General features: G+C 69.3%; 11 protein-coding genes. 5 read left to right on the top strand and 6 right to left on the bottom strand.

Features of this window, described 5'->3' with window-relative positions; genetic code table 11:
- Positions 1-90: 90 nt before the first annotated feature.
- Entirely contained in the window at positions 91-1,011 is a 921-nt protein-coding gene (locus APZ21_RS26470; RefSeq protein ID WP_174553654.1) for a 1,4-dihydroxy-2-naphthoyl-CoA synthase, read from the bottom strand.
- 108 nt (positions 1,012-1,119) lie between these two features.
- On the opposite strand from APZ21_RS26470, the gene APZ21_RS26475 reads away from it, so the two are divergent.
- The 3 genes from APZ21_RS26475 to menD all read left to right on the top strand — a co-directional run bounded on the left by APZ21_RS26475 (position 1,120) and on the right by menD (position 4,187).
- A complete protein-coding gene (locus APZ21_RS26475; protein WP_082393463.1) occupies positions 1,120-1,824 on the top strand; it encodes a PaaI family thioesterase in 705 nt (234 codons plus the stop codon).
- Between the two features lie 142 nt (positions 1,825-1,966).
- Positions 1,967-2,413 (top strand): DUF6918 family protein, encoded by a 447-nt coding sequence (locus APZ21_RS26480; protein WP_054815982.1) that lies wholly within the window; start codon positions 1,967-1,969, stop codon positions 2,411-2,413.
- Between the two features lie 139 nt (positions 2,414-2,552).
- Complete coding sequence (gene menD / locus APZ21_RS26485; protein WP_054815983.1) at positions 2,553-4,187, top strand: 2-succinyl-5-enolpyruvyl-6-hydroxy-3-cyclohexene-1-carboxylic-acid synthase; 1,635 nt, start codon at positions 2,553-2,555, stop codon at positions 4,185-4,187.
- A 20-nt stretch (positions 4,188-4,207) separates the two neighbouring features.
- On the opposite strand, the gene APZ21_RS26490 is transcribed toward menD, so the two are convergent.
- Positions 4,208-4,420 carry a hypothetical protein gene (locus APZ21_RS26490; protein WP_054815984.1) on the bottom strand — a complete coding sequence of 71 codons (213 nt, stop codon included), beginning with the start codon at positions 4,418-4,420 and terminating at the stop codon, positions 4,208-4,210.
- Between the two features lie 248 nt (positions 4,421-4,668).
- Between APZ21_RS26490 and APZ21_RS26495 the strand changes: the two genes are divergently transcribed.
- Positions 4,669-5,247, top strand: coding sequence for a TIGR03086 family metal-binding protein (locus APZ21_RS26495; protein ID WP_054815985.1), 579 nt, complete (start codon positions 4,669-4,671; stop codon positions 5,245-5,247).
- A gap of 81 nt (positions 5,248-5,328) precedes the next feature.
- Here the strand turns inward: APZ21_RS26495 and APZ21_RS26500 are convergent, their stop codons facing one another.
- The 4 genes from APZ21_RS26500 to APZ21_RS26515 all read right to left on the bottom strand — a co-directional run bounded on the left by APZ21_RS26500 (position 5,329) and on the right by APZ21_RS26515 (position 12,194).
- Positions 5,329-9,516: a bifunctional nitrate reductase/sulfite reductase flavoprotein subunit alpha gene (locus tag APZ21_RS26500; RefSeq protein ID WP_054815986.1), complete on the bottom strand. Its 4,188-nt coding sequence runs from the start codon at positions 9,514-9,516 to the stop codon at positions 5,329-5,331.
- A gap of 225 nt (positions 9,517-9,741) precedes the next feature.
- Positions 9,742-10,452 (bottom strand): demethylmenaquinone methyltransferase, encoded by a 711-nt coding sequence (locus APZ21_RS26505; RefSeq protein WP_054815987.1) that lies wholly within the window; start codon positions 10,450-10,452, stop codon positions 9,742-9,744.
- An 85-nt stretch (positions 10,453-10,537) separates the two neighbouring features.
- Entirely contained in the window at positions 10,538-11,680 is a 1,143-nt protein-coding gene (locus APZ21_RS26510) for a glycosyltransferase family 4 protein (RefSeq protein WP_082393464.1), read from the bottom strand.
- Between the two features lie 34 nt (positions 11,681-11,714).
- Positions 11,715-12,194: a DUF3592 domain-containing protein gene (locus tag APZ21_RS26515; protein ID WP_054815989.1), complete on the bottom strand. Its 480-nt coding sequence runs from the start codon at positions 12,192-12,194 to the stop codon at positions 11,715-11,717.
- Between the two features lie 40 nt (positions 12,195-12,234).
- On the opposite strand from APZ21_RS26515, the gene APZ21_RS26520 reads away from it, so the two are divergent.
- Entirely contained in the window at positions 12,235-12,741 is a 507-nt protein-coding gene (locus tag APZ21_RS26520) for a DUF2505 domain-containing protein (protein WP_054815990.1), read from the top strand.
- The last annotated feature ends 15 nt before the right edge of the window (positions 12,742-12,756 follow it).

Consider the following 12,756-nt stretch of genomic DNA (forward strand, 5'->3'; position numbering starts at 1 on the left):
GGTCGAGCGGCCTCCCATTCGGGTCTCGCGGATCATCGGGTACCGCGGATCATCGGGTACTGAGGGGTAGCGGATCTCGGTGCACCGGCCTCAGAAATACCAAGGGTAGGGCGACCAGTCCGGCGCGCGCTTCTCCAGGAAGGCGTCGCGGCCCTCGACGGCCTCGTCGGTCATGTAGGCCATGCGGGTGGCCTCGCCCGCGAACAGCTGCTGACCGACCAGACCGTCGTCGAGCAGGTTGAAGGCGTATTTGAGCATGCGCTGGGCCTGCGGCGACTTGCCGTTGATGTCGGCGGTCCACTCCAGCGCCACGTTCTCGAGTTCGGCGTGGTCGGCGACCGCGTTCACCGCGCCCATGTGGTGCATCTCCTCGGCGGTGTAGGTGCGGCCGAGGAAGAAGATCTCGCGGGCGAACTTCTGGCCGACCATGCGCGCCAGGTAGGCGCTGCCGTAGCCGCCGTCGAAGCTGCCGACGTCGGCGTCGGTCTGCTTGAACCGGGCGTGCTCGCGGCTGGCGAGTGTCAGGTCGCACACCACGTGCAGACTGTGCCCGCCGCCCGCGGCCCAGCCGTTGACCAGCGCGATGACGACCTTGGGCATGAACCGGATGAGGCGCTGCACCTCGAGGATGTGCAGTCGACCCGCGCGGGCCTGGTCGACCGTGTCGGCGGTCTCACCGGAGGCGTACTGGTAGCCGCTGCGCCCGCGGATGCGCTGGTCGCCGCCTGAGCAGAAGGCCCAGCCGCCGTCCTTGGGGCTCGGGCCGTTGCCGGTGAGCAGCACCGCGCCGACGTCGGCCGTCATCCTGGCGTGGTCGAGCGTCCGGTAGAGCTCGTCGACCGTGTGCGGTCGGAAGGCATTGCGCACCTCCGGCCGGTCGAAGGCGATGCGCACGGTGCCCTGCTCGATATGCCGGTGGTAGGTGATGTCGGTCAGGTTCTCGAAGCCCGCGACGGCTCGCCACAGTGCCGGATCGAATGACGGCGTCGGATCGATAGTCACGTCGGTGATTATCGCCCGCGCCGGAACGGCTGTTGCCGTCGACTTCCTCGCGCCGCCCGGCGCGGGCCGCCGCCGCCGCCGATTTGACGGTGTAAAACAACGCGATACCGTGCAGGTATGAGTGAGCGAACTGTGGATGCCGATCGTGTCGAATCGGAGCCGCCCGGCGCGGACCCGTCCGAACCCCGCATCGACCCGAGCGCGGTGGACGAGAACCGCTACGAGCGGCACGGCGGCTTCCCCAAGGTGGCGCGAGCCGAGGTCGGGGCGAACTTCGGCCCGTTCGTCGAGGCCATGCGCACCCTCCAGGATCTCGCCGTCTCCGTGGACGCCTCCGACGAGGTTTACGGGGTCGCGCTGGCCAAGGTCGGCGATCTCATCGATCTGCTCGCGCCCTATCGCGCGCCCGAACTCCAGGGCCCCGCGGGTCGAGTGGTGACCCTGCCCGGACGCGGCAGCCTGCTGCTGCTGCCGTGGCAGGTCCGCGCGGCCGGACCCGGCGGCATCACCATGACCGGCGAATTCCGCCGATATCACCTCGGCGGCAATGGCGCCGCGCACGGCGGCGTGCTGCCGCTGCTGTTCGACGATCTGTTCGGCATGATCGTGCACTACGCGGGCAGGCCGATCAGCCGCACCGCCTACCTGCACGTCAACTACCGCAAGGTGACTCCGCTGGAGACGCCGTTGACGGTGCGCGGCCGCGTCGACCGCATCGAGGGACGCAAAACCTTCGTCACCGCCGAATTGATCGATGAGCGGGGCGAATTGCTTGCCGACTGCGAGGGTTTGATGGTCGAATTGCTGCCCTGGCAGCCCTGATCGGGGCTCCCGGATGCGCGCGCGGTGCACTCGTGCGATGGTGAAGCGACCCCGTTGCCGGGTGAGCGTCGTGTAGCCCTCGGCACCAGTGCGTATAGTGGCGTGCGCTCGTTCATCGACACCTATCCGGAGGAACCTGAAAGTGGTTGCAGCACTGTCTGAATCCCTGCTCGACGAGGCCAAGCGGCCGGCATTCCTTGCCGACGCCAAAGATGTCCTGGACGCCGAGGTGTCGGACAAGGGTGGTGCGTCCGGCCTGGCCGTGAAGGGTGGTTACGCGGCGGTCAAGAAGATCAGCCCGTCCATCGTCCCGGACGCGCTGGAATCGTTGGCGCCCAAGTTCGTCGAGCAGCTCGAGCCGTTCTGGCAGGAGTACGCCGCGGCGGGCTCGGGCCGTTTCGCCGATCTGCTGGTCTCGCAGTCCGACGCGGTCGCCGAGGCGTTGCTCTCGGTCACCGACGCGCGCGCCGAGGCGTCCAGCCGTCCGGCGCTGAAAAAGGTCTACTCCTCGATGCGTTCCTCGGCCAAGAAGAACGTCATCGAGGCGCTGCCGCGTCTGGGCGATCTGGTCCAGCGTCACGCGGGCTGAGCGCAGCACATCCGCCGCACGTCGAAATCGCGGACCCGAGGGCGCGATTCGATGTGCGGCGGGGGCGGACCGCGCACCGCGCGTTCGCTGTGAGCAGGGTGACGAAGACGCCGCGCGCACTGTCTGGGAGGCTGGTGAGGTGAACCCGTCAACAGCGCAGGCGCAGGTGGTCGTCGACGAACTCGTGCGCGGAGGCGTGCGGGAGGTCGTCCTTTGCCCCGGCTCGCGCAACGCGCCGCTGGCCTTCGCCCTCCAGGCCGCCGACGCGGCCGGGCGGCTGCGGCTGCACATGCGCATCGACGAGCGCAGCGCGGGATTCCTCGCCGTCGGCCTCGCCGTCGCGGCCCAACGCCCCGTCCCGGTGGTCATGACCTCGGGTACCGCGGTCGCCAATCTGGCCCCCGCCGTGCTCGAGGCGAACTACGCCCGCGTGCCGCTGATCGTATTGAGCGCCAACCGGCCGTACGACATGCTTGGCACCGGCGCCAACCAGACCGTCGAACAACTCGGTCTGTTCGGCAGTCAGGTGCGCGCCACCATCAGCCTCGGACTGGCCGAGGCCGATCCCGGGGATTCGGACTACGGCAAGCAGAACAGCGTGTGGCGTTCGGCCGTGTGCCGGGTGCTCGCCGCCGCGCGCGGCACTCGGTCCGGCAATGCCGGACCGGTTCACTTCGATATTCCGCTACGCGAACCGCTGGTACCGGATCTCGCGCCCGGCGAGGCCGCCCCGGCAGGCCGCGCCGATGGCAAAGCGTGGACCTCCACCCAGTACGCGACCCTCGACGTGCCGCTCGAGATCGACCTCACCCCCGACACCGTCGTCATCTCCGGCCACGGCGCGGGCCCGCGCCCCGAACTGGCCGCGCTTCCCACCGTCGCCGAACCCACCGCGCCCATGCACGGACCCGCCCTGCATCCGCTGGCGCTGCCGCTGCTGCGCCCGCGCCAGGCCATCATCACCGGGCGGCCGACCCTGCACCGGCAGGTGTCACGGGTGCTGTCGGACCCGTCGGTCACCGTTTTCGCCCTCACCACCGGTCCGCGCTGGCCGGATGTTTCCGGCAATGTCGTCGGCACCGGGACCAGGGCGGTCACCTCGGGCGCACCGCGCCCCGAATGGCTGACGCGATGCCGCGAACTCGACGCCACCGCGAACCAGGTGGTGCGTGCGGAACTCGCCAAACATCCAAAGCCGACCGGCTTGCACGTGGCGGCCGTCGTCATGGACGCGCTGCGTCCGGGCGATCAACTGCTGCTCGGCGCCTCCAATCCGGTGCGCGACGCCGCCCTGGTCTCGCATCCGCGCCCCGATGTGAAGGTGCTGTCCAATCGCGGCGTCGCCGGTATCGACGGCACGGTCTCCGCGGCCGTCGGCGCGGCACTGGCCCATCAGGGCCGCACCCTCGCCCTCATGGGCGATCTGACCTTCCTGCACGACGCCTCGGGACTGCTCATCGGCCGCGGCGAACCGCGGCCGGATGACCTGACCATCGTGGTCGCCAACGACGATGGCGGCGGCATCTTCGAACTGCTCGAACAGGGCGATCCGCAGTACGCGGGCGTCTTCGAGCGGGTGTTCGGCACACCGCACGGCATGGATCTGGCCGCGTTGTGCGCCGCCTACCGCATATCGCACCGTCAGGTCGATCCCGATCAGCTCGGGGTCGAATTGGCCGCGCCCGCCCACGGCCTGCGGGTGCTCGAGGTGGTAACCGAGCGGTCCAGCCTGCGCGAACTGCACGCGACGGTGCGCGCCAAGATCGCGTCCTGAGCCGCGCCGCTATCCGCGCGTCACTCGTCCGGTTCGAAATCCTCGTCGTCCAGCGGCACCGTAATGGACTGCTCGACCACATCGGCCACATTCGCCGACCAGACGTCGCGGTCGACGACCTCGGCGAGATCGGCTTCCTCCACGTCGTGGTCGTCCGGATTCACCGGGACGGACTGTTCGGCCAGATCCGCCTCGGATATCTCGGTGGTGCGGGATGTGCTGCGATCGATCATCGTTGCGCTCCTGTCCACTCGCTTCTCGTCCCCGGGGTACCCGGGCGACGCCGCGACCAACACTTCGATGTCTACGAGAATGCTCCGCGGTAGCTGATCGGGCAAGCCGTTCGCCGAATCGAGCGGTCGTCACGGCGTGCCACGCGCCCGGCGGGTGTGTCGCCGATGAGTTCTCGCGCGCCGGATCGTCGGCACAATCGAGACCATTCGACGTACGTACGCAGTACCGGACCACGTTTGGAGTACCGATGCCCGTGAATTTCGATCTCGAACCGGCCGCGACCGCCCTCGAATCGGTGGTCGGCGCGATCACCGACGACCAGCTCGGCGCGCCCACCCCCTGCGCCGACACCACCGTGCGCGATCTGCTCGCCCATGTCGTGATGCTCACCGAGGCGTTCCGGCAGGCCGCGACCAAGCAGGGCGTCGGCCGATCCGCCTCGCCCGGCGCGGCCGCCGAGATCGAACTGCCCGCCGATTGGCGCACCCGCATTCCGGCCCAGGCCAAGGCGCTGGCCGCGGCCTGGCGCGAACCCGAGGCGTGGGAGGGGGAGACCGAGGCGGGCGGTGTCCGGTTGCCCGCCGCGGAGATGGCGGTGATCGCGCTGGACGAGATCGTCGTGCACGGTTGGGATCTGGCGCGCGCGGTCGGCGCGCCGTTCGAGGTCACCGACGCGGATCTGGCCGTGCTGCACGAGATGCTGCGCGAGACACCGAAGGAGGGCACGCCGGGACTGTTCGGTCCGGTGCTCCCGGTCGCCGACGACGCGCCCGCACTGGACCGGGTGCTGGCGCTGACCGGCCGCAGCGCCGCTTGGCCCGACTGAGATCCGCCGGGGCTCACCGGACGTCGCGCTTCACCAGACGCGGCGGTTCACCGGACGCGGCGGTTCACCGGACGCGGCGGTTCAGTAGACGTCGCGGACGTAGCGCTTGTCGGCGACGAGCTGCTTCTTGAAGGCCGCCGCGCCCGCGTCGTCGAGTTTGCCGTGGATGCGCGCGATGCGCAGCAGCGCGTCGTCCACATCCTTGGCCATGCGCGCGGCGTCGCCGCACACGTAGAGGTGGGCGCCGTCGCGCAGCCAGGACCACAGCTCCGCGCCGTGCTCGATCATGCGGTGCTGCACGTAGATCCGTTCGCGCTGATCACGGGAGAAGGCGAGATCCAGGCGGGTCAGAAAGCCGGAACGGAACATGTCCTCGAGTTCGGCGCGGTAGTAGAAGTGCTGCGCCGCATGCTGATCGCCGAAGAACAGCCAGTTGCGACCCCGCGCGCCGAGTGCCCTGCGTTCGTGCAGGAAGCCGCGGAACGGCGCGATGCCGGTGCCGGGACCGACCATGATCATGGGCACGTTCGGGTCCAGCGGCGGCCGGAAATGCGGTGCGCGCTGGAGGAATATCGGCACCCGCGGCGTACCGTCGCCCGCCCGATCGGCCAGGAACGTCGAGCAGACGCCCCCGCGCCGGGCCGCCGACCCGGTCGCGGTCGGATCGCCGAAACGCACCACGCCGACGGTCAACTCCACCTCGTAGGGACTCACCAGCGGACTCGAGGAGATCGAATACTGCCGCGGCTGCATCTTCTTCAGCGCGCCGAGCCATTCCACCAGATCCGCGCGCACCGGGAAGTCGCGCAGCACGTCCACGGCCTGGCGGTCCCACAGATAGCCGGCGAGTTCATTGCGGTTGTCGCGGCGCAGCAGCTTGGCCAGCTGCTGATTCGGATTGCGTTCGGCGATGAAACCCAGCAGGTCGGGTCCGACCTTGGTGATGTCGTAGTGCGTACGCAACGCCTCGGTCAGCGCGATCTCGCGTCCGTCGACCTCGACCCCGCGGCGACCGTCGAGCCCGGTCGCCGCCAGCCACTCGGCGACCAGTGATTCGCAGTTGGCCGGCCAGATCCCGAGCGCGTCGCCGACCTCGTAGCCCGCGTCGAGATCGCGCAGGTCGAAACCGAATCGGCGCACCTCTTTCGCGGAGTCGCCGAGCGAGAGCGGTTCGTTGCGGATCAGTGCGGCGGTCAGCGGCGCGTTGCGGGTGAACGGCGCCTCGCGGGTGAACACGGCTGTAGCGCGGGTGGCCCGCGATGCCGGGCCGGGCCGGGCCAGGGTCATGGTGCCGCCCGAAGGGGCGTGGGGGGTGGGCGCGTGGTGCGCGACGGCGACCTCGGCCTCGACGGGCGGTTCGGAACCGCCCGCGCCGCCGAGCGCGTCGACCACCCGGGTCAGCCACTCCCGGCCCGCCTCCCGGAAATCCGGTTCGCTGTCCACCCGCTCGAGCAGCCGGGTCGCCCCGCGTTCGGCCAGCGTCGCATCCAATTTGCGGCCGTGACCGCAGAAGTCGTCGTAGGAGGAATCGCCGAGGGCGAAGACCGCGTAGCGCAGTCCGGTGAACCGCTGCGCGCTCTCGCGCAGCCGGTCCCAGAAGTCCGCGCCGTTGTCGGGCGGGCCGCCGTCGCCGAAGGTGCTGCTGATCAGCAGCGCGTCACCGGTGAGCGCGTCGAGCGCGCAGGAGTCCATGTCGACCAGTCGGGGGGTGAGACCAGCGGTGGCGAGCCGCTCGGCGACCTCGGCGGCGAACTCCTCGGCGGTGCCGGTCTGGGAGGCCCACAGCACCGTGACCGCCGACGCGGCCGGTACGGATTCGCCCCCGCTACCGGCGGCCGTCCGCGAGTACATGCCCGCGAGCAATCCGTCGATCCAGGTCCGGCTGCGCGCCGACAGCGGTGCGGATTCCGGCAGCACCGGCTGCCCGATCACCGGAAGCGATTGCAGGGCGGCCAGATACCCGCTCAGGTAGATCTGCTCGATATCGCTGAGCGTCGGCGTGACCGCGGTGTCGAGTCCCAGCATGACCGCGAGGGGATGTGGCTGTTCGCCGACCGGGGCGGGCGCGGTATTCGCCGCGGGCAACGGGGCGACCCGGCGCAGCGCAACCGCGCACGCCTTGAATTCCGGTTGCAGCGAGTCGGCGTCCACCGCGTCGTTGGTGACCGCGTTGATCGTCAGATACTCACCCTGCTCGTCGTTCCAGTGGAACGGCGCGAAACAGTCGCCGGGGCGCACCCGGTCGCTGATCCGCACCGGCAGCACCGCGCGGCCGCGCCGCGAGGTGAGTTCGAGTTGATCGCCCGGACGCACCCCGAGCCGTTCGGCGTCCTCGGGATGGACCTCGATGAACGGCGCGCCGGTCAACTTGGTGAGTTTGCCGATCTTGCCGGTCTTGGTCATCGTGTGCCATTGGTGTTGCAGCCGACCGGTATTGAGGGTGAACGGGTAGTCGTCGTCGGGCATCTCCGCGGGCGACATATGCGGGCGCGCCCAGAACACCGCCTTGCGGCTGGGCGTGGCGAAGGCCAGCCGGGGCCGTCGTCCGTCCTCGTCCACGTGCGGCCGCTGACTCACGCCGTCGTTGACGTAGCGAATCGGGTTGCGGCGCTTGCCCGGATCCGCGCACGGCCATTGCATCGGACCCTCTCGCAATGCCTCGTGGCTCATTCCCCGCAGGTCGTAGCCGGTCGCCGGATTCGCGAACCGCTGAATCTCGGCGAAGACCTCGGCGGCGGAGGCGAAGTCGAATCCCGGGAACCCCATCGCGGTGGCGACCTGGGCGATGAGCAGCCAGTCCGCACGCGCGTCGCCGACCGGCGGCACCGACTGCCGCAAAAGGGTCACGGTGCGTTCGGAATTGACCATCAGCGCGTCGGCCTCGGCCCACAGTGTCGCGGGCAGCAGCAGGTCGGCGTAGGAGTTGGTGGCGGTCTCGGTGTAGGTGTCCTGGGCGATGACCAGTTCGGCGGCTTCCAGACCCGCGATCACCGTCTTGCGGTTGGCGACCGATGCGACCGGATTGGTGCAGATGATCCAGGCCGCCTTGATGTCGCCGTCGGACATCGCGCGAAACATCTCGATGGTGCCCGGTCCCGATTCGGTGCGCAGCGTGCCCGGTTCCAGTTCCCACACGGTCTCGACGAAGCCGCGGTCGGCGGCCGAAAGGACGCTGCGCTGGCCGGGCAGTCCCGGGCCCATGTAGCCCATCTCGCGCCCGCCCATGGCATTGGGTTGGCCGGTGAGCGAGAAGGGGCCGCTGCCGCGGCGGCAGATGGCGCCGGTGGCCAGGTGCAGATTGCACAGCGCGTTGGTGTTCCAGGTGCCGTGGGTGGATTGGTTCAGCCCCATCGTCCACAGCGACATCCACTCCCGTGCCGCCCCGATCCACTCGGCCGCGGTACGGATATCGGCTTCGGCGAGTCCGGTGATCTCGGCGACCCGCGCCGGGGTGTACTCGGCGAGGAATTCCGGCATCGCATCCCACCCTTGGGTGTGCTCGGCGATGAATTCCGCGTCGATCGCGCCGTTGTCGACCAGCAGGTGGAGTATGCCGTTGAGCAGCGCCAGGTCGGTGCCCGGTTTCAACTGGAGGAACAGGTCGGCGCGGGCGGCGGTGTCGGTGCGGCGCGGATCGACCACGATGAGTTTCGCGCCCGCCTTGAGCCGGTCGGCCATCCGCAGGTACAGGATCGGATGGCAGTCGGCCATATTCGCGCCGATCACGAAGAACAGATCGGCGTAGTCGAAATCCTCGTAGGAGCCGGGCGGCCCGTCCGCGCCCAGCGACTGCTTGTATCCGGTGCCCGCACTCGCCATGCACAGTCGCGAATTCGCCTCGATGTGCACCGTGCGCAGATACCCCTTGGCCAATTTGGTGGCCAGATACTGCGCTTCCAGCGACATCTGCCCGGAGACGTAGAGCGCGATGGCGTCGGGACCGTGTTCGTCGAGGATGGCGCGCAGCCGCCGCGCCGCCTCGGCGACCGCGGCGTCCACAGCGACCGGCACCGGCGCGCCGCCGCGTTCCGGGCGACGGTAGGCGGTCTCCATGCGACCCGGTGTGCGCATGAGTTCGAGGTGGGTCGCGCCCTTGGTGCACAGCCGCCCGCCGTTCGACGGATGCGCCTTGTCACCGCTGATCTTGGTGATCCTGGTCGGCCCCGGACCGTCGTCGGAGGTCTGCACGGTGATGCCGCAGCCGACGCCGCAGTACGAACACTGCGTGTTGACCGCGCCCGTGGCGCGTCCCGTACCCGCATCCGACATGTTTCCGATAATGCCGAGCGGGGGTTTGCGTGGCATTACCCAGCGTTATCGCCAGGTGACAAAGATCCTCACAGCCGATGTCCGCGGCGGTGAGCCGTCGCTCGCGGGGCCGCGTCCGTCTCGATATCAACCCGCTGAACTGGCACGACGCGGGGTTCGGGCGCGACCGTGAACCGCGGCGCGGCGACAGTCGAGTTCAGACGTGAGAGACCTCACGCCGGATGCTCACAGTTTGTAGGCACGGTGCAGCGCCACGATGCCGCCCGAGAGGTTCCGCCATTTGACCGAAGACCAACCGGTATCGGCGATGCGGATCGCCAACTGCCGCTGATTCGGCCAGGCGCGAATGGATTCGGCCAGGTAGACATAGGCGTCGGGGTTGCTGCTGACCGCGCGCGCCACCCGGGGCAGCGCCTTCATCAGATACTCCATGTAGACCGTTTTGAATCCGGGGATGACCGGTGTGGAGAACTCGCACACCACCAGCCGCCCGCCCGGCTTGGTGACACGTAGCATCTCGCGCAGCGCCGTCCGGCTGTCGGAGATATTGCGTAGGCCGTAGGAGATGGTCACCGCGTCGAAGGAATCGTCGGCGAACGGCAGGGCGGTCGCGTCGGCCGCGACCATCGGCACCGGGCGATGGCTTCCGGCGGCGAGCATGCCCTTCGAGAAGTCTGCCGCCAGACACCAGGCGCCGGTCCTGGCCAGGTCGAGCGTGGAGATGCCGGTACCGGCGGCGAGGTCGAGCACCCGTTCGCCGGGGCGCGGTGCCACCGCTTTGCGCACCGCCCACCGCCAGTAGCGGTCCTGTCCCGCGGAGATCACGGTGTTGGTGATGTCGTATCGCTTCGCGACCCCGTCGAACATCGACGCGACCTCGCTCGGCTGCTTGTCGAGCGAGGCTCGAACCGATTCCCGCTGCTCTGTTTCCGCCACGGCGTCGACCCTAGTGCGCGCCGGGTCCGCCCGGCCACGCCGCCGGGACATCATGGCTCGGACAGCGGGCGCGCGGCCCGGTTGTTCAGGCGGTATGCGTCATCCGCAGCTGGATACCGGTCACCTCGCGGTAGTGGCCCATGAGCTCGGTGCAGATCGCGGGCCAGGTGCGATGCAGCACCGACTTGCGCGCCGCGGTCGCGAATCGGGTGCGAACCTGCGGATCGCGCAGCGCCGCGACCGCGCTCGGCAGCAACTCCTCGAAACGATCCACCGGCAGCAGGTAGCCGTTGCGGCAGTGCGCGATGAGATCGCGCGGGCCGCCCGCGTCCGGGCCGATCACCGGGACGCCCGAGGACAGCGCCTCCTGTACGCCCTGGCAGAACGTCTCGTGTTCGCCCGCGTGCACCATCACGTCCAGGCTGGCGTATGCCTGCGCCAGGATCTCCCCGCCCAGTTCGCCGGTGAACACCGCGTTCGGCATGCGCCGGGCGAGTTCCGGGCGATCCGGTCCGTCACCGACGATGACCAGCTGGATATCGGGATCGTGGGCCAGCACGGCCAGCCGCTCCACATGCTTCTCCGGCGCGAGTCGCCCGACGAAGCCGACCAGCAGCTTGTCCGAACCCCCCAGCCACTGATCGCGCAGGTCGGCGCGACGCGCGGACGGGGTGAAGCGGGCGATGTCGACACCGCGACCCCAGCGGTGCACCCGCGGAATGCCGTGGCGGGCCAGATCCGCGGCGGCGGCGCTGGACGGGGCGAGGGTGCGGGTCGCGCCCTCGTGGATACGGCGGGTCCAGCGCCAGGCGGCGCGCTCGGCGAGGCCGAGGCCGTAGCTCTTGGCGAATCCGGCCACGTCGGTCTGGTAGACGGCCACCGTCGGCAGATCCAACCGCACGGCCGCGCCGAGTCCGCCCGCGCCGAGCAGGAACGGCGAGGCCAGATGCACAACGTCGGCGTCGAACGCGCCGATCGCGGCCGTCATACCGGGTTGCGGCAGACCGACCGGAAGCGAGCTGATCTTCGGCACCATCACCGCAGGCACCCGGTGCACCGCGAAACGTCCGTGGTGCCGGGGCGCGCGCGGCTGCCCGCGTAGCGAGTCGGGCGCGATCACCATGGCCTCGTGTCCGTTTCGGTCCAGATGGTCCAGCACCTGGAGAACGGAGTTGACGACACCGTTCATATTCGGCAGGAACGACTCCGAAACGATGGCTACACGCACACACCCAGCCTGCCGGGCGCAGCGCGCGGACCCGTCACGCAGACGTGACACTCGAGGAAACGTCCGGCGAACGATTGGCGCGGCGCCCCGCGCGCCGCAGGATGAACAGAACGGGCAGGGCCACCAGCCAGACCACGGCGATCACCGAGGCCGCGGGCAGCAGCGCGACCCGAACGTCGCGTCCGGCGACCCGGACCAGATCGGGATCGGCGCGGTTGTACTCCACGTTGATCCGTTCACCCGCCGTCAGATTGGTCGGGTACAACACGCCGACCTTCGGATTGTGCGTCTCCCCGTCCGGCGTGACATAGATGACCGCCGACCGCAGCCGACCCGCCGAGAGCACCTCGGCGGTGGTCACGCCCCTGTCCGAGCTGATCAGACAGTCGTTGCGCCAAGCGGCCAACACGAGCAGCACCATGAGCACGCTGACCACCGTGGCCGCGGCGCAGACGCCGATCCAGGCGCGCCGCAGGCGGATCTGCCGCCTTTCGGACTGGGTGGTTTCCGACACCGCAACAGGCTACCGACCCGTTCGACTACCGTATGAGGCCATGCCCCGAAAATTCAGCTTCACCGTGCCCTACACAGTCCCGGTCGAAGATCTTCACCGGGCACTCGTTGGCGACGACGTCTGGCGTGCCCGTTTCGCCGAGGCGACAACGGCCACCCTCGAACTCTCGCATCCCGACGGCGCGAACACCATTCGTATATATATGCGCGAAAAGGCGAATCAGGACAAGGTGCCCGGCATCGTGAGGAAGGTGCTCAAGAGCGATCTCGTGATCTCGCGCACCGACCACTGGCACGGGCTCGACGGCGGCACCGCCAAGGGCGTGTTCGAGGGCGAGACCTCGGGCATCGCGGGCAACATGTCGGGCAGTTACGAAATGCGGGCGACCGCCGCGGGTTCGGAGATCGCGGTGGTCGGTGTCGTCCAGGTCAAGGTCGCCCTCGTCGGCGGTGCGATCGAACCGCTGGCCGAACAGCTGTACCGGCGGGTCCTCACCGGTGAACGCGACTTCATCCAGGAATGGGTGGTCGGTCGGACCGATGCCTGAACCAATTGCGGCGAG

It is taken from the genome of Nocardia arizonensis (assembly GCF_001310275.1).
Classification (GTDB): Bacteria; Actinomycetota; Actinomycetes; order Mycobacteriales; family Mycobacteriaceae; genus Nocardia; species Nocardia arizonensis.

Bases quoted from the DNA above. Each gene is read 5' to 3' on its own strand.
- APZ21_RS26475 (WP_082393463.1), top strand. From the start codon at position 1,120: ATGAGTGAGCGAACTGTGGATGCCGATCGTGTCGAATCGGAGCCGCCC.
- APZ21_RS26490 (WP_054815984.1), bottom strand. From the start codon at position 4,420: ATGATCGATCGCAGCACATCCCGCACCACCGAGATATCCGAGGCGGAT.
- APZ21_RS26495 (WP_054815985.1), top strand. From the start codon at position 4,669: ATGCCCGTGAATTTCGATCTCGAACCGGCCGCGACCGCCCTCGAATCG.
- APZ21_RS26500 (WP_054815986.1), bottom strand. From the start codon at position 9,516: ATGTCGGATGCGGGTACGGGACGCGCCACGGGCGCGGTCAACACGCAG.
- APZ21_RS26520 (WP_054815990.1), top strand. From the start codon at position 12,235: ATGCCCCGAAAATTCAGCTTCACCGTGCCCTACACAGTCCCGGTCGAA.